A 16,799-nucleotide genomic window follows, 5' to 3' on the forward strand; every position below is an offset into this window, starting at 1 on the left:
TTTGAAAACTGAACCACCAGATCAGGAGTTGTTATGTCAAAACCCATTGTTGCGATTGTTGGTAGACCCAATGTAGGGAAATCTACGCTGGTCAATCGTATCGCACAGGATAAAGAAGCCATTGTGCACGAGTCGCGCGGCGTCACCCGCGATCGCTCATATCATGAGGCCGATTGGTCTGGTCGTGAGTTTACGCTTATCGATACAGGCGGCGTCGAGCCAAACCGAAGCGACGATGCCTTTGCGTCGCACATTCGCTCCCAGGCGCTCGCCGCGTGCGAGGAAGCCGATGCCATCATCTTTGTGGTTGATGGTACGGTTGGTGTGACCGACGAAGATGAAGAAGTCGCGCGTATTTTGCGTAAAACCAAAAAGCCTGTGTTTTTGTGCGTCAATAAGCTCGATAACCCCGATTCCGATGGAGAGATTTGGGACTTTTATTCACTCGGTATAGGGCGACCCTTTGCGCTTTCGGCGTTGCACGGGTATGGAACGGGCGATCTTCTCGACGAAATCATTGCCGTGCTGCCCGAAGACACCGACGACGAGCTGTATACCGAAGATATGCTCAACATTGCACTGGTAGGACGTCCCAATGTGGGTAAATCATCGCTGATTAACAAGCTTGCGCGGCGCCAGCGCAGTATTGTGTCGGATATTGCAGGCACCACGCGCGACGCGCTCGATATTATGATTGAGCAGGATGGTGAGCTGTATCGTTTGATTGACACGGCGGGCATGCGTAAGCGCACTGTTGTGCACGAGGACGTCGAGTATTACAGCATGGTGCGCGGCCTGCGTGCGATGGATAAGGCCGATGTGTGTTTGCTGGTTATCGATTCGGTCGACGGTGTGACCGAACAGGACCAAAAAATTGCAGGCATGGCCATTGATCGCGGCTGCGCTCTGGTTATTTTGTTGAATAAGTGGGATTTGCTACAGGACGATAAGCAGCGCGAAGACGTGATTGCCTCGCTTGAGTCGCGCCTGACCTTTGTGTCATGGGCGCCGTATGTGCGTATTTCGGCACTCACGGGCCGCAGCGTGGATAAAATTCTGGGTATGGCGTCGGCGGCCGCTGCTGCTCGCGGACGTCGTGTGACCACAGCAAAACTTAACACTCTCATTACGCATTTGCGTCAAACGGGTCATACCGTTGTCGATAAAAGCCGGCGCCTTAAAATTCATTACGCAACGCAGGTTGCCATCAATCCACCCGTGTTTACGTTTTTCTGCAATGCGCCCGATATGGTTGATGAAAATTACAGACGCTACCTCGAAAATCGCCTTCGTGAAGCGTATCCTTTAGAGGGCACGCCCATCCGTTTGCGTTTTGCCAAGAAAGAGTAAGGCGGTACCGTCCGACATTGCGCCGTCGCAGGCTCCTGCGCACAACCGCACCGTAACCCCCTCCAAGAAAGATGATCGATGGATCCAGTTGTTCTTACCATAGTACTTATGCTCGCAGCTTACTTTATTTGTGGCATACCCTTTGGTCTTATCATCTGCTCATGCATGACGCATGCCGATATTCGCTCGATGGGTTCGGGCAATATTGGTTCAACCAATGTGGGGCGCAGTGTTGGCGCAAAAGCGGCGGCGCTGACGCTTGCTGCCGATACGATAAAAGCCATTGCTTGCAGCGTTGCGGCACGCGTAATTGTCATGTTTGCATTTGGCCTTCCTGATGCAGCGGCGACTATGCCGTCGGGTGCCTATGGTTGGATTGGCGCTGCTGTCTGCGTGGCGGGTGTGTGTGGCCATATTTTTTCTCCCTACTTGGGCTTTAAGGGGGGTAAAGGCATCGCCGCAGGTTTTGGCGCAATGATAGGCTTCGCTCCGTTAGTAGCGGTTGGTTTGTTGGCAGTCTTTTTAGCCATCATCCTGCCAACACGCCTCATTTCGGCGGGCTCGGTGGCAGCGGCGGCCTCGTTGCCCTTCTGGACCTTGTTTTTGTATCAGGCCAAGCCTGAGGTGTTTGGACTTATCAGTTTCGTCGCTTTTATCGTCATTTGGGCGCATCGCAACAATCTTAAAAAATTGCTCACAGGACAAGAGAAGCGCTTCTCGTTTCATCATGAAGTAAAGGGTGAATAGTGAATGAATAGTACGCAGGACATCGCGAGCGAGATTGTGGACACGAGCACGCACGCTCCGCATACGGTTTGCGTGGTCGGCACGGGTTCGTGGGGAACTGCCGTAGCAGGGCTTATAGCGCCCCATGTCGATAAGGTCGTCATGTGGTCGCATTCTGCCGAGATCGCCGAGTCAATTACTCAGACGCATAAAAATAATTTGTACTTGACCGACTACACGCTTCCAGACAACGTGGTGGCGACGCTCAGCATGCAGGAAGCGCTGGCGGATGCCGCCGAGATTTTCTTCGTGGTGCCCTCATCGTTTTTGCGTGCAACCGCGCGTGATGTTGCGCAGTATCGCAAACCTGGCACGCCCTCCCTAGTGCTCACAAAGGGTATGGAACACCAGGGCGCCAAAACCATGACCGAAGTGGTTGCGGAGGAGCTCGGCGAGCCCGACCTTATCTGCGCGCTTTCGGGTCCCAACCATGCCGAAGAGGTATGCAAAAAGAAGGTTGCAGCCTCCGTTATTGCGGGCAAAAACCCTAAGATCGTCGAGCGCTTCCAGCGCCTGGTCTTATCGCCAGAGTTCCGCATTTATGTCTCGGATGACCTGGTAGGTGTTGAGGTGTGCGCTGCTGTCAAAAATGTCATCGCTATTGCGGCGGGCCTGGCCGTGGGCGTAGGACAGGGCGATAATACCTTGGCAGTTATTATGACGCGTGGTCTTGCCGAGATTGGACGCATTGTGAGTGCTTGCGGCGGCGACCCTTTGACCTGCATGGGTCTTGCCGGTATGGGAGACCTCGTTGCAACCTGTACTTCACCGCATTCGCGCAATAGAAGCTTTGGTGTGGCGCTCGCGCAGGGAACCACACTCGAGGAGTATGAGCGCTCCACCAAGATGATTGTCGAGGGCGCTCGCGCCGCTAAAAGTGTGTATGCTATTGCGCAGGATAAGCACATCGAAGTTCCCATCACCAAAACGGTGCACGCTATTTTGTACGAACATCTTTCATTGGAAGATGCGTTTACTATACTGCTTGAGCGCAAACCGCACGAGGAGTTTTACGGATTTCAGCGCTCGCTCTAAGCCCGCCACAACGAGATAAGGAAAGCCCATGTTTGATACGCCAAAAATAGCTCCGTCGATCTTATCGGCAAACTTTATGGAGCTCGGACACGAGATCGATAAAATTTCGACGGCTGATTACATCCATTTTGATGTGATGGATGGCAGGTTTGTGCCCAACCTTTCGTTTGGGCTCCCCATCTTACGACAGCTGAAAGCATACACGGATCTGCCTATTGACGTGCACCTTATGATTGATAATCCCGACAGCATGATTGACGAATATATCGATGCTGGTGCCGATATTGTGTGCTTTCATTTGGAGGCGGCGACGCATCCGCATCGCATTATTTCGCGTATTCACGAGAAGGGTCGTCTTGCGGCGATCGCGCTTAATCCAGGAACACCCGTAAGTGCCCTTGATCCGCTGATTTACGATCTTGACATGGTACTTATCATGAGTGTCAACCCTGGCTATGGCGGACAGAAGTTTATTGACAGCACCGTACACAAGCTTAAAGCCGTGCGTGCCTTGTGCACGCAAGCGCAGGTCAACCCCATTATTGAGGTCGATGGCGGCATTAACACGCGCACTGCCGAGCTCGTGTGTCGTTATGGCGCAAATTTGCTCGTAGCGGGTAGCTCGGTGTTTCATGATGACTATGCTCATAATATTGCTGCACTTCGAAAGGCTGCACAGGGCGGCTACAGCATGCAGGGCAATATGGAGTAGTTCATGAGTTCAGAGTTTGCATATTTAGATTATGCTGCCTCAGCGCCCGTGCGCAAGCAAGCATACCAGGCACAGGAGGCATATCGAAAGCTCGCGTGTGCGGGCGCCAATCCCAATTCGCTGCATAGTATGGGTCGCATGGCTCACCAAGTGCTTGAAGATGCGCGTCGCGATCTTGTTCAAGCTCTGGGTGGAGGCTTCAGGCCTCCTGAGCTTCTCTTTACCTCGGGTGGTACCGAATCAAATAACCTTGCGATCTATGGTATTGCTGAAGGTGTGCGCAGGCAGGATCCTGGCCGCACAACGGTGATTATCTCGGCTATTGAGCATGACTCCATTTTGGATCTGGTGAGCAAGCTGCACGAACGCGGATTTAGCGTGGTGTTGTTGCCTCCTCGCTGTGATGGAAAAATCTATGCCGATGATCTTGCACAACGCATTGATGAGCACTGTGCACTGGTGTCGGTTATGCATGCGAATAACGAGACGGGCATTGTGATGGATACAATCTCGCTTGCACGGGTGGCTCATAGCGCGGGTGCACGTTTTCATACGGATGCAATTCAGGCTTTTGGACGCATACCACTATGCATCGACGAGGTTGATGCGGTGAGCATTGCTGCTCATAAAATTGGTGCTCCCATCGGTATTGGCGCTGTGGCTATTCGCAAAACCTGTCCTTTTAAAGCACAAAATTTTGGTGGGGGACAGGAGTTTGGTCGCAGGCCTGGTACACAAGATGTACAAAGCGCCTACGTGTTTGCTACTATTGCCAAGCTCGTGATGCAGGATCTTCCTAGCGTACGAGCGCAGGTCGCAGCAAAAGCACAGGCTGTCTATGATAGACTCTGCCAAAAGGATACGCATATTGTGCCCACCACGACTGCTCTTATCGACGAAAATCGTTTGCCTGGCTTGGTAAGCATTATGGTTGATGGGCTTGATTCCGAAACCTTGGTGCTCCAGCTCGATGCACGTGGCTATGAGGTTTCGGCAGGGTCGGCCTGTTCGTCGGCGTCGCTGGAGCCATCACATGTGTTAAAGGCCATGGGTATACCCAGAGATCTTGCCTTTGGAGCTCTACGCATTTCGTTTGATGAGCGCGTTTCTTCCGACGTGCTCGACGGATTTTGCGATACCTTATTAGATATTGTCGCTCGTTATCGATAGTTTGGCATCGATAATAAACCATTAAAAACCTGATTCAGGAGTTTTTTATGCCGCACCTTGAAGCTCTCTTGCGCCTGCAAGAAGTTGATCTTGAAATTATTCGCCACAAGCGCATGCTTGCGTCATTACCGCAGCAAGAAAAAATACATACCATCAAACGAGCGGCGCGAAGCCTTGCCTCGCAGCTGACGAAGCTCAAAGGCGAGCGCAAAGATGTCGAGATGGAGCTTGCTGACAACCGTGCTACCTATGATCACATGCACGAGGTGCTTGATCAGGTCACGAAAGAAGCATCTCAAACAACGGATTTTCGTGAGCTTACCAGTTATGAGCAGCAGCTCACGCATCTGGCGCGTCGCATTGACCGTTTGGATTTTGATAAGATCGCGCTGGATAAAAAGCTTTCCAAGCTGCGTAATGGCGAAGCAAAGGCGCAAAAGATTGCAAAAAATTTACAAACTGAGGCACAGACACAGCTTGATGAATACACAACCGCCACGTCTGAACATAATGATGCTATAGCAGCCCTTGAGCAGGAGCGTGAGGAGCTGTGTCATCGGATACAGCCTGAGCTTTTAGCGCAATATACTAAGGCTGCCAAGCGCTTTAAGGGCTTAGCGGTCGAAACGCTTTTTGGCAACAACCCCTCGGTCTGCCGTGTTGCTTTGCAGCCAAGTTCGTATGCTGACATTCGTGCTCGCAAGAGTGAAATCACTACCTGCCCATATTGTCATCGCATGCTTGTTGTGCGCGATCCTTCGTATAAAGCTCAGCAGGCTACAAAGCAGGAGCGTTAAAAATGTGTAGAACCAAATCCGCTGCCGCTGATCAGTCTCCACAATCTCAGCCACATGTGTTGTTGCTCGTTTGTGGCGGCATTGCTGCCTATAAGGCCATCGAATGTATGCGCGGCTTGCAAAGGGCAGGCTGCGATGTACGTGTTGCCATGACAGATGATGCCTGTAAGTTTGTTGGCCCCACAACGTTTGAAGCGCTTTCGGGTCATGCTGTGGCAACGAGTCTCTACGATTTTGATGATTCTCCCATTCCGCATATTTATTTGTCTGACTGGGCCGACGTGGTGCTGGTAGTACCTTGTACTGCGAACGTATTGGCAAAGCTTGCCACAGGCATTGCCGATGATGTGGTAAGTGCATCCGCGCTCGCGTGCGATAAGGACTTTGTGATTGCGCCCGCCATGAATACCAAGATGTGGAACAACCCTGCCACGCAGCACAATGTGCATACGCTTTTGCAACGTGGTATGCATCTTATTACCCCCGCAACAAAAATGCTTGCCTGTGGCATAACGGGAACTGGCGCCCTTGCGTCGGTTACAAACATTGTTGATACCTGTTTGTTATGGTGTGCGCGTCGTCTCCAGCCGCAGATCTTATCGTCAAAAAAAGTCCTCATAACGGCAGGTCCTACGCATGAGGCTATTGATCCCGTGCGCTATATTGCGAATGCCTCCTCGGGCAAAATGGGGTACGCCCTTGCGCGTGCTGTGCGTGACGCTGGCGCTGAAGTAACGCTGGTTACGGGACCCACCGCCCTTGCGGCACCTTGTGGTGTTACAACCATCGATGTTACGAGTGCACGCGAAATGTATGAGCGCTCGTTGGAAGCGTTTACGGGTGTGGATGCTGCTATTTTAACCGCTGCAGTTGCGGACTGGACTCCCGTTGAAGCCTGCGATCATAAGCTCAAGAAGCATGCTGAGCCGCTCAGTACGCTTGCGCTGCGCGAAACCGACGATATTCTCAGGAGTTTAAGTGCTCAAAAAGAGCAGCGCATTGTTATTGGATTTGCCGCCGAAACGGATGATCTTGTGGCGCACGCTCAGCAAAAACTTGCAGATAAACGCTGTGATATGATTGTTGCCAATGACGTGAGTCGCGCCGATAGTTGCTTTGGAAGCAATACCAACACGGTGAGTTTTGTTACGCCGTCGTCGGTTGAGCAGCTGCCGACGCTGTCTAAAAAAGAGGTCGCCGAGCACATTGTGGCGAAGCTTGCGGAACTGTTGCGGTAAGTGAGGAGTTACTTTCGTGGGAATTCTTATTGGATGTGAAAAAATTTCTCATGAATGGCCGAACAAAACCGTCTTGCGCGACCAAACCATTGGCATTAATGAGGGCGACCGCATTGGTATTGTGGGAAAAAATGGCGATGGAAAATCGACATTACTGCAGCTCATTGCCCATGAACTAACCCCAAATCAAGGAACTATTACCTGGCGGCGCAATCTGCGTGTGGGTCTTTTGGCACAGGCCGATTCGTTGGATGACACGATGAGCGTGCAGCGCAGCGTGGTGGGCGATATGCCCGAATATCAGTGGGCGCAAGATACGCGTATCCGAGAAATACTGTCGGCGTTGTTGGCCGATATCGACTGGGGCGCGCAGATGGGCACGCTTTCGGGTGGGCAGCGCCGTCGTGTTGATCTTGCGCGTGTGCTTATTGGCGACTGGGATGTCCTGTTGATGGACGAGCCCACCAACCACTTGGATATGAATGCTATTCACTGGCTTTGTGAGCACTTGCGCGTGCGCTGGCAAAAAAATCAGGGAGCGTTGCTGCTTGTCACGCATGATCGCTGGTTTTTGGATGAGGTTTGTTTGAGCATGTGGGAAGTCCACAACGGCCTGATTGATCCGTTTGAGGGTGGCTATTCGGCCTATATTCAGCAGCGTGTTGAGCGCCAGCGCCAGCAGATGGTTTCTGAACAGCGCCGACAAAACATTTTACGAAAAGAATTGGCCTGGCTTTCACGCGGTGCGCAGGCGAGAAGTACGAAGCCTAAGTTTCGAGTGGAAGCAGCACGGAAACTTATTGCAGAAGATCCACCGTTGCGTGACAGTCTGCAGCTAAAGCGACTGGCGCTGACGCGTTTGGGCAAGCAGGGCATCGAGCTCAAAGACGTTTCATATGTCGTTGAGGCTCGTGATGTTCCTGCAGCTCCGGCGGCTGGCGCGCTGTCTGGATCGCACGTACCCGCAGCTGCGTCCGCACCATCATCCGAAACCACTATCATCAAACCAACCTCATGGATTATCGGCCCAGGTGATCGCATTGGTATTGTTGGCGAGAATGGCGCTGGTAAAACAACGCTTCTCAAACTTATGACGGGCAAACTGCATCCTCAGCACGGTTGTGTCAAAATAGGTAAAACCGTGCGTTTTGGCTTTTTAACCCAAAACCTTGATAGCCTGCGTGACAAACAGGATTGGCGCGTGCAAGAAATTTTGCAGCAATATAAGCAGAGTTTCGACATCGACGGTAAGAGTTATTCTCCGCAGAAGCTTCTCGAGCTTGTGGGCTTTAACATTAAAGATTTTATGAGCCGCATTTGCGATCTTTCGGGCGGACAGTTACGTCGTCTGGCGCTCATGTGCGTTTTGCTGGAGCAACCAAACGTGCTCATTCTTGATGAGCCTGGCAATGATCTCGACACCGATATGCTGGCGCAGCTCGAGGATCTTCTCGACAGCTGGCCCGGCACACTGCTGATGGTAACCCACGATCGTTACCTTATGGAGCGCGTCTGCGATAACCAATTTGCTCTTATCGATGGCACGATTCGCCATTTGCCAGGTGGCATTGATGAATATTTCCGCTTATGTGCTGGCCGCCAAGACCGTCGAGCTGAGGCTGGGCGAGAAGGGCGTGGGGCTGCGGCGAGTGACGCGACTGGCGGCGGTGGTGCAGATTCTGCTGGTCGCACCAGCACCGCAACAAGCGGCGACGCTGCAGCAAGCAACGAAGCCGCTCCGACTCTCACTGCCGCACAGATTTATGAACTCAAAAAGCAGCACGCCTCAACTGAGCGCAAAATGAAGACCGCTCAGGCAAACATTGCCGAAATCAAACAAACAATGCTGCAGATAGACCCCACTGATTACGTCAAGCTCGAGGAATTGCAGACACGTCTTGAAGCCGAGCGAGCACGTCTTGACGATCTTGAAACACAATGGTTAACGCTTGAAGAAACGTTGGAAACCGATCATGCATAAGTTGCTTAAAATATTCATGGCTCCGTATACTATCAAATCGGTGATCGGGCTTCTTACTAAGCTTGTCGAAGTCGTGTTTGAAATTTGCATGCCTCTTATTATTGCGCACATGATTGATGCCGCAACGGCGAGCGCTTCCAGTGCAACCATAGACGAGTCAAGTGCAGCTGCAAGCGTATGCAGCGTCACATCCTCCACTTTAACAGCTGCTCTCGCGGGCCGCGCGCTGCTGTTGCTGGCGTGCGCCGCCGTGAGTTACGCCTGTACGCTTGTGTGCCAATACTATGCCGCACAGGTAAGTCAGGGCTTAGGAACCGATATCCGCGATGCGTTGTATCACAAAAGCTTGTTCTTATCGGCGCAGCAGGCCGAGCGTATTACTTCGGGTAGCCTTATTACGCGTATTACGAATGATATTTCTCAGATTCAGTTGGCAGTTGCGCTCGGCATTCGACAAGCGAGCCGTTGGCCCCTGCTTTCCGTGGGCTCAAGCATCGCATGCCTGCTCATCGACCCCATGCTGGGTGCGGTGGCGTTGGCGTGTTGTGCTGCTTGCGCCGTGGTCTTCTACCTCATCATGAAAACAGCGGTTCCCCTCTACGCAACAATTCAAGCGCATCTCGACGAAATTGCCAGCTTTATGCAGCAGTTTTTATCGGGCATTCGCGTGATTCGCGCTACGAATAACACCGACCGAGAAGTCCGTCAATTTAAGGCGGTTGTCGCAACGCAAACGAAAAGCCTGTTGGATGTGAGCAAGATAAGCTCATATTTGGGTCCCGCGACGTACGCCATTATGTATCTGGGTATCCTTATTGTTCTGTGGCTTGTCGCTGGCAGGAACGCCCTCGGTGAGCTCACACAAGGCAGTATTGTGGCCTTCGTTTCGTACATGACGACGATGCTTATTTCGATAGGCTACCTGGTAAATCTTTTTATTATCTTTTTGCGCGCCGAGGCTTCCGCGCGACGCGTCAATGTGATTTTGTCGATTCCCGATACGAACGCGAAGGACACAAACGTGCCCGCGAATATCGTGGATCAAACGACTGCATCCGAAGCAACGATCTTTACCGATAAGACCGACGAGCTCGAGCATATTACCAAGGGCGAGACGGTCCTCACCGCAGCACAGCCGACACCATCCGTGCCCGCTCTTATCTGTAAGCACGTTTCGTTTTCTTATTCGTCTGTCCACAGCGCTGACGGCGCCGCCAACGTCGACAGCGCCAGCTCCACCACCAACGTCGCTGACACCAAAATCGCCGAGGCTGACTCTGCCGCCATTTCCAGCTACGCACTGCAAGATTTTTCATGCGTTATTCAGCGGGGGCAAACAGTTGGTCTTATCGGCGGTACGGGAGCGGGAAAATCAACCGCCGCGCAGCTCTTCTCGGGAATATACCAGGCTGACGCAGGAGAAATTCTTGCTTTTGGTCTGCCGATCGAGCGCTATTCGCACGCGCAACGCGTGGCGCGCATTGGCTATGTCGATCAAACACCATCGTTGATGAGCGGAACTATTCGATCAAACCTGTGCTGGCGCGCTCCCGAGGCCAGCGACGAGCAGTTATGGGACGCACTGCGTTGTGCTCAGGCAGCCGATTTTATTGCAAACCTGCCGCAAGGGCTACAGAGTCGCGTCGAAGCCAATGGCAAGAATTTTTCGGGTGGGCAGCGCCAGCGTTTGAGCATTGCTCGCACCTTGGTGTGCCAGCCACAACTCTTGATCTTGGATGATGTGTTTTCTGCCCTTGATTATCGAACTGCGGCCTACCTGCAGCAGGCGTTACGACGCACTCGACAAAATCTGACAACGATTCTTATAAGTCAGCAGGTAAACACCTTGATGCATGCCGATACAATCATCGTGCTGCATCATGGTATTGTGCAGGGTCAGGGCACGCACCAAGAGCTTCTCGAGAGCTGTGAGATTTATCGCGAGCTGTATACTTCTCAGCAAAAGCATGGCGCGAGCGCGTGCCTGGCAGGGCGTGATGCACATGAGTAATCTGTATTCAGGAGCTGGAGCAAGCGCAAAATCGATCCAGACGCTGCAGACAGCCTCGTCGAAGCAGCAAAAACCTGGCGACCCCAACAATACAAATCTTGCCGAGAAACCCGATGATCTTCTCGGCCGTTATACAAGTCGTGATGTCATAGCTTGGCTTGTGCGTTGCCTTGCACCACATGCTGGTCTGCTCCTGGGCGTTTTTATTAGCTTGCTTGCGGCGCTCGTGCTCCAGTTGCTCGTTCCACTCTTTATAGGTCGCAGCATCGATTACATCTTTATGAATCTGTCGCGTGCTGGTGTGTCGGGTGCGGGCTCAGCACCCAAGGCCTTGCCGATGTGGCTCAGTATGCTTATTGTTTGCATTATTGGCGGTGTTGTATTCCAATGGGTCAGCAGCTTTTGGTCAAAAAAACTCGCTTACTTGACGGCGCAATCAATACGTGAGCACGCGTTTTTGATGTTCAAGCGCCTGCCTGTTGCAAATATCGATACGCATGCACACGGTGATTTTATCAGCAGGATTACCAACGATTGCGATGCTATTTCTGATGGATTGCTGCAGGGGATTACGCAGCTCTTTAGTGCTGTGTGCATGGTGGTGGGGACCATTGTGTGCATCGCAAGTCTGTCTATTCCCATGGCGATACTGGTGGTGTGTTTGACGCCCTTATCGATAGTGGTTTCGTATCTCATTGCTGCGGCGTCGGCCAAAAGTTTTTCAAAAGTGATGCAGCTGCAGGGGGAAGTGGCGGCGTCTGCGCAAGAGGCACTGACGCACCATAAACTTGTGACGGCGTTTGCGCAGCAACAGTGCCTATTTGACCAGTTCAAGGTTCTAAATCACAATTTGTATGACGTGGGGCGCCGTGCCCAGTTCGTGAGTTCACTCACTAATCCCTCGACCCGTTTGGTTAACACAATCACCTACACTGTGGTAGCGGTATTTGCTATTTTTCTTATGCTGCAGCCAGCAACGACGATCACGGTCGGCGTGCTGCAGAGTTTTTTGGTGTATACCAATCAGTACATGAAGCCGTTCAACGAAATTTCTGCCGTCATTGGGCAGATACAAGCTGCGTTTGCAAGTGGTAGGCGAATTCTCGATCTTCTCGACATGCCGCAGGAGCAGGAACAGGGGAGGCAGGCACAAAAGCAGGCTGGCGAGAAGACCGTCGAGGTGCAGGTCAAGCAACATTCAAGCAGCGCGGTCGCGTCCCAATCAACTCACCCGCTTATTTGCTTTGATAATGTTGCGTTTTCTTACACGCCTCAACAACCCGTGTTAGAAAACTTGAGTTTTTCGGTGCGAGAAGGGCAGACGGTCGCGCTGGTTGGAAAAACGGGCTGTGGAAAGACAACGATTCTTAATCTCTTGCTGCGTTTTTATGACCCCGACTCTGGTCGTATTGTGCTGGATGGAAGAGACATTACGAACTACAGTTGTCGCGATTTGCGCCAACAGTTCGGTATGGTCCTGCAGGATACCTGGCTTTTTAAGGGAACAGTCCTAGAGAATTTGACCTATAGTCTGCCGTTGCATGACGCATGCGGCGCCTCCGCAGCCACAACCTCCGACGTCACCGACACCACGGCCGCCACCGCCAAGACCACGACCGGTGCCAGCGCAAGAGCCAACGCCTATCGTCGAAAAAGCATTGCCGTTGCAAAGGCGATTCATGCGCATGATTTTATCCAGCAGCTCCCACAGAGCTACGATACCTATCTCGATATGGAGCACGCCCAGCTCAGCGAGGGCCAAAAGCAGCTTATTTGCATTGCCCGTGTGATGCTTGCACAGCCAAGGATCCTGCTTCTTGACGAGGCGACGAGCAATATTGACACCCGCACCGAAACGTACGTTCAGCAGGCCTTACAAACTCTGATGGCCTCGCGAACGGCGGTGGTCGTGGCGCATCGTTTGTCGACAATACAAAATGCCGATCGCATTTTGGTGATGGATAAGGGTCGCATCTGTGAGCAGGGGACACACGACGAACTTCTCGCCCGTCATGGCGCTTACGAGAAACTCTATATGAGCCAGTTTGCATTTGACGAGAAGACCGTCGCGCTGCACGACTAACGTCGCCGAGTGTACCGCATACTCGGAATGACATGGCACATCTAAAGATTTTCCATCATCAGCTGGTTTTAGCTTGCACCCGTGCACGAAGCGTGGTAACTTAGTCACGTTGCAAATTGAGGGCACTTCGTTTTGATGCACCTCAAAGTAACATTTGTTTTGCGAGAACGGGTGGTGGCGCAGCTTGGTAGCGCACTTGACTGGGGGTCAAGGGGTCGCTGGTTCGAATCCAGTCCACCCGACCATTTTCGCAGGTAAACCACTGTTTTAGAACCTGAAAAATTCTTAACCAACGTTTAGTCAGTGCTTGCTAAGGAATCTGCTAAGAAATCTGGTTAGCGACCTTGGCTAAACCCCTCACAATCAACATGCAAAAGATGTGCTGTACATGTCGCGCCATGGCGTCGGGGACGTTTACGTGACGTGCATTCGACATTCGTCTTCAGCATTCGTAAAAGTAGATTTCTTTTATGTCGTTTTTTCTGTGCAACTCAAGTAGCATTGGTATGCATTTCTGCTAACTGTATACAATGAGTATGTACCATAGGGGGAGGACAAAACATGGCAAAAAAGCGCCCCATGAAAGAGCGTGTAAAGAATAACCTTAAGCATAAGGTTGACTATGATGCCCTGGTGGCGCAGCAGCAAGGCACCACAATCAGTCCTCTTGGCACTTCAGATAATCCCTGCAATCGAATTTTTACCATTGCAAATGTCATTACCTTCACCCGTCTGATTTTGACCCTCTGTTTTGTGTTCTTGTTTGCCTCGGGTGAACATCGCATGCTGGCGCTTATTTTGTATACCGTTGCAGCCGCCACCGATTTTCTCGACGGACAAGTAGCAAGAAGAACCCAAACTGTTAGCTGGGTGGGAAAAATCATGGATCCCATCATGGATCGCGTGCTTTTGTTTACGGGCGTGCTGGGTTTGATGCTCACGGGTGAGTTGCCCGAGTGGATAGCGATTTTTGTTATCGCCCGCGACACGTACCTTGCCATCGCTGCTCAGTTTTTACAGCGCTTTAGGCAGCGCCCCGTGGATGTTGTCTTCATTGGCAAGGTGAGTACAGCGCTTCTGATGTGCGGGTTTATCGACGTGTTACTTGGGGTGCCTGTCATGCGCGGGCTTAACCTGGTAAACGTTTCATTTTTACCTCTTTTAAATGCGAATCCTGCGCCTGTGGGCATGCTTTTTATATACGCTGGTATTGTTTGCTCAACCATCACCACTATCATTTATACTAAAACAGGTATTAGTATTATCCGCACCGCGCCCGCTCAACGACAGGTAAGCCGTCGAGCAAAACGGCGCGTGCAACGAGAAAAGTCATAGCAGATGTTTCGAAACAAGCTAAGCCACCTACGCCAGCTAGGAGACATGCGCAGTCATTCAAAGTCCTCGCACGGCAATGCAAACCGCATGCACACGAGCGTGCGTACGGGCGTCCGTAAGACCATACGCAAAGCTGTTTGTTTGATGCTTTCGTTTGTGCTACTCATAAGTGTGTTTACGAGCTCTTTTGTAGGATCCACACCTGTGCGTTTGGCGCAGGCTCGCACAGGCGCTTCTCGGCAGGATCAAGCACCAACGCTGCGCGAAGCACAAGCAGCATTGCTAACCGATAAGGATGGCAATGTGCTGTGGGCAAAGGATCCCGATACGCAGTTTAGTTTGGCGTCGGTCACCAAAGTGATGAGCGCCATGGTATTGCTTGATTCAAAAAAGGAACTTGATCAGCAATATTCTCTTACGGATGTTGATTTGGGGCCACATTCTCAGACGGCTGGTTACAAGGCTGGACAGACGGCGACGCTGCAAGAGCTTTTGGAAGTCATGCTTGTATTTTCAGCCAACGATGCGGCGGTGCAAATCGCGCGTATTGTTTCGGGCAATGAACAGGCATTTGTTGACAAGATGAACAAAAAAGCCGCGTCGCTCGGTATGAAAAATACGCATTTCACGAATCCGCATGGTTTGGAGGATGCGGGCAAACATTATTCGACCGTCCGAGATATGGTACGTATGGGCCGCGAGGCACTCGAGAAGTATCCGCTGATTGCTAAGATTGTCAAAATGCACGAGGTGAAGGGCACCATCGATGGCAAAGAACGCTATTTTAAATCAACCGATCATCTCATGAAGCGCTACAAGGGTTTGCTTGGCATTAAAACGGGTTCCGTTGAATCGGGTACCACTTTTTTGGGCGCTGCCGAGCGCAACGGCGTACGTCTGTACTGCGCCGTGCTGGGTTGCAAGACCAATGGCGGTCGTTTTGACGACAGCGAAAGCCTGCTGAACTGGGGCTTCTCGAACATCCTTAATAAGACCATTATCGAGCACGGGACGGTTGTACGTTGGGCGCCCTTTGCCTTTAACTTTTTATTTCGTTGTCCAGTGATAAGCTCGCAGGCGTCGGGCGTGGTTCATCCGAGCAAAAAACTTGACTATCACTCGCTGCTCTATACGCCAAATACCCTCGTGAAGCCTGGCGATATCTATGGCGTCACCCTGTGGTCGCAAGAAAAACGCCCTGTTGCCACCTGCACCTATAGGGTCGGTGCCTTGCAGCCAGTCTCTATTTCGTATGATGAACTCTATGAGGTGTTTGCATAAGCATTTATGGCGAGTCATGTGTCCAATATCACCCTTACAGAAGAGCATCTGGCTCTTGGCGGTATTCTCGAAACCAAACATACGGGCAATCACAGCGTCAAACTGCCAATGCGCTACACGAAGCCCGACGAGGAGCTTTCCTTTTTGCGTCACGGTTGCGGTATAACCGACATTAGCTATACTGGGCTTCTTGTCGTGCATGGAAGCGATGCGTATGACCTGGTGCGTGCGGCGACTACCGCGCTCATACCTGAGGTGGGCCAAAGCTGTTATACAGCAGTGCTCACGGGCGATGGAGCGCTGCTGAGCGTGGTGCTTCTTGCTCGAACGGGCGATGAGGAATTTTTGCTCCTCGATACCAGCAATCGCTTTGAACTCTTGCGAGAATGGTTTATGTGGCTTTCTCATATCGAGAAGGACGGCGTTAAGCCCTATAAAAATGCCGAGGTGGTTGACGAGACGGGCGCGCTTCTTCCTGTACAGCTGACGGGACCTGGTGCTGCGGCGATTCTTAACGATTATCTTGGTTCTGATGCGCGACTTCCTTATCCTGGCGAAATTGGTATGCTCAAGCTCGATAAGATCATCTGCATCGTATGCAATTGTGCACCTAGCGCTACTGCAGGTAAGGCGTACGATGCCTATAAAGTCTTAATTCCACCAGCGTTTGCAACCATCCTATGGCGCAGCCTTTTGTCATTTGGTCAACTCGAGCCTGTTGGTCTTTGTGCCTGGCATCTTTACGAGCAGGGCTATCAGCCCTGGCTTTCGGCACTTTCCCAAACAGACCGCATAAGCTGTGCGAGAAGAACGCTTACGTCGTGGGGTCTTGTGCGACAGGGCGATGATTTTATCGGCGCGCGCGGTTTAAGCGAATAGCGGCTTGAGAGAGCACGGGATTGCGTGCACTGGTGAGGGCGGCTATGCAGGGTCACGTGCGCTAGCGGGGCTATGCAGGACTACGCACGGAGACACTCCCTCACAGACCGCAATATAAGTCTTACTGATACAAAAAACCTC

12 protein-coding genes, 1 tRNA gene and 2 pseudogenes are annotated in these 16,799 nt (G+C 51.9%); all 15 read left to right on the forward strand.

Features of this window, described 5'->3' with window-relative positions; genetic code table 11:
- Positions 1-33 precede the first annotated feature (33 nt).
- The 15 genes and pseudogenes from der (at position 34) to HMPREF3192_RS04440 (ending at position 16,658) form a co-directional block, all read left to right on the forward strand.
- The gene (der, locus tag HMPREF3192_RS04375; RefSeq protein WP_066305759.1) at positions 34-1,350 is read left to right on the forward strand and encodes a ribosome biogenesis GTPase Der; all 1,317 of its coding nucleotides are present in this window, start codon (positions 34-36) and stop codon (positions 1,348-1,350) included.
- A gap of 78 nt (positions 1,351-1,428) precedes the next feature.
- Positions 1,429-2,097: a glycerol-3-phosphate acyltransferase gene (locus tag HMPREF3192_RS04380; protein WP_066305761.1), complete on the forward strand. Its 669-nt coding sequence runs from the start codon at positions 1,429-1,431 to the stop codon at positions 2,095-2,097.
- 3 nt (positions 2,098-2,100) lie between these two features.
- Positions 2,101-3,171, forward strand: a complete 1,071-nt coding sequence (locus tag HMPREF3192_RS04385; RefSeq protein ID WP_082715642.1) for an NAD(P)H-dependent glycerol-3-phosphate dehydrogenase — start codon at positions 2,101-2,103, stop codon at positions 3,169-3,171.
- Positions 3,172-3,199: 28 nt separating this feature from the next.
- On the forward strand, positions 3,200-3,883 hold the full coding sequence (gene rpe / locus HMPREF3192_RS04390; RefSeq protein ID WP_066305764.1) for a ribulose-phosphate 3-epimerase: 684 nt from the start codon (positions 3,200-3,202) through the stop codon (positions 3,881-3,883).
- A gap of 3 nt (positions 3,884-3,886) precedes the next feature.
- Entirely contained in the window at positions 3,887-5,053 is a 1,167-nt protein-coding gene (locus HMPREF3192_RS04395; protein ID WP_066305766.1) for a cysteine desulfurase family protein, read from the forward strand.
- Between the two features lie 47 nt (positions 5,054-5,100).
- Positions 5,101-5,850, forward strand: a complete 750-nt coding sequence (locus HMPREF3192_RS04400; protein ID WP_066305768.1) for a zinc ribbon domain-containing protein — start codon at positions 5,101-5,103, stop codon at positions 5,848-5,850.
- Positions 5,851-5,852: 2 nt separating this feature from the next.
- Positions 5,853-7,088 carry a bifunctional phosphopantothenoylcysteine decarboxylase/phosphopantothenate--cysteine ligase CoaBC gene (gene coaBC / locus HMPREF3192_RS04405; RefSeq protein ID WP_066305770.1) on the forward strand — a complete coding sequence of 412 codons (1,236 nt, stop codon included), beginning with the start codon at positions 5,853-5,855 and terminating at the stop codon, positions 7,086-7,088.
- A 121-nt stretch (positions 7,089-7,209) separates the two neighbouring features.
- Positions 7,210-7,845 (forward strand): annotated as a pseudogene (locus HMPREF3192_RS07175) (ATP-binding cassette domain-containing protein); the annotation flags it as partial.
- A gap of 276 nt (positions 7,846-8,121) precedes the next feature.
- Positions 8,122-9,069: pseudogene (locus HMPREF3192_RS07180) on the forward strand (ATP-binding cassette domain-containing protein); the annotation flags it as partial.
- 16 nt (positions 9,070-9,085) lie between these two features.
- Entirely contained in the window at positions 9,086-11,080 is a 1,995-nt protein-coding gene (locus HMPREF3192_RS04415) for an ABC transporter ATP-binding protein (RefSeq protein ID WP_197414566.1), read from the forward strand.
- Positions 11,073-13,163 (forward strand): ABC transporter ATP-binding protein, encoded by a 2,091-nt coding sequence (locus tag HMPREF3192_RS04420; RefSeq protein WP_082715665.1) that lies wholly within the window; start codon positions 11,073-11,075, stop codon positions 13,161-13,163. Before HMPREF3192_RS04415 ends, HMPREF3192_RS04420 begins: the two co-directional genes overlap by 8 nt.
- A gap of 168 nt (positions 13,164-13,331) precedes the next feature.
- Positions 13,332-13,408, forward strand: a tRNA-Pro gene (locus tag HMPREF3192_RS04425).
- Positions 13,409-13,724: 316 nt separating this feature from the next.
- Positions 13,725-14,498, forward strand: a complete 774-nt coding sequence (locus tag HMPREF3192_RS04430; protein ID WP_066305782.1) for a CDP-alcohol phosphatidyltransferase family protein — start codon at positions 13,725-13,727, stop codon at positions 14,496-14,498.
- A 45-nt stretch (positions 14,499-14,543) separates the two neighbouring features.
- Entirely contained in the window at positions 14,544-15,779 is a 1,236-nt protein-coding gene (locus HMPREF3192_RS04435; RefSeq protein ID WP_066305784.1) for a D-alanyl-D-alanine carboxypeptidase family protein, read from the forward strand.
- Positions 15,780-15,797: 18 nt separating this feature from the next.
- Positions 15,798-16,658 carry an aminomethyltransferase family protein gene (locus HMPREF3192_RS04440; RefSeq protein ID WP_066305786.1) on the forward strand — a complete coding sequence of 287 codons (861 nt, stop codon included), beginning with the start codon at positions 15,798-15,800 and terminating at the stop codon, positions 16,656-16,658.
- Positions 16,659-16,799: the final 141 nt, after the last annotated feature.

The sequence above is a fragment of the Atopobium deltae genome, from assembly GCF_001552785.1.
Lineage (GTDB): Bacteria > Actinomycetota > Coriobacteriia > Coriobacteriales > Atopobiaceae > Atopobium > Atopobium deltae.

Bases quoted from the DNA above. Each gene is read 5' to 3' on its own strand.
- der (WP_066305759.1), top strand. From the start codon at position 34: ATGTCAAAACCCATTGTTGCGATTGTTGGTAGACCCAATGTAGGGAAA.
- HMPREF3192_RS04380 (WP_066305761.1), top strand. From the start codon at position 1,429: ATGGATCCAGTTGTTCTTACCATAGTACTTATGCTCGCAGCTTACTTT.
- HMPREF3192_RS04385 (WP_082715642.1), top strand. From the start codon at position 2,101: ATGAATAGTACGCAGGACATCGCGAGCGAGATTGTGGACACGAGCACG.
- rpe (WP_066305764.1), top strand. From the start codon at position 3,200: ATGTTTGATACGCCAAAAATAGCTCCGTCGATCTTATCGGCAAACTTT.
- HMPREF3192_RS04395 (WP_066305766.1), top strand. From the start codon at position 3,887: ATGAGTTCAGAGTTTGCATATTTAGATTATGCTGCCTCAGCGCCCGTG.
- HMPREF3192_RS04400 (WP_066305768.1), top strand. From the start codon at position 5,101: ATGCCGCACCTTGAAGCTCTCTTGCGCCTGCAAGAAGTTGATCTTGAA.
- coaBC (WP_066305770.1), top strand. From the start codon at position 5,853: ATGTGTAGAACCAAATCCGCTGCCGCTGATCAGTCTCCACAATCTCAG.
- HMPREF3192_RS04415 (WP_197414566.1), top strand. From the start codon at position 9,086: ATGGCTCCGTATACTATCAAATCGGTGATCGGGCTTCTTACTAAGCTT.
- HMPREF3192_RS04420 (WP_082715665.1), top strand. From the start codon at position 11,073: ATGAGTAATCTGTATTCAGGAGCTGGAGCAAGCGCAAAATCGATCCAG.
- HMPREF3192_RS04430 (WP_066305782.1), top strand. From the start codon at position 13,725: ATGGCAAAAAAGCGCCCCATGAAAGAGCGTGTAAAGAATAACCTTAAG.
- HMPREF3192_RS04435 (WP_066305784.1), top strand. From the start codon at position 14,544: ATGCGCAGTCATTCAAAGTCCTCGCACGGCAATGCAAACCGCATGCAC.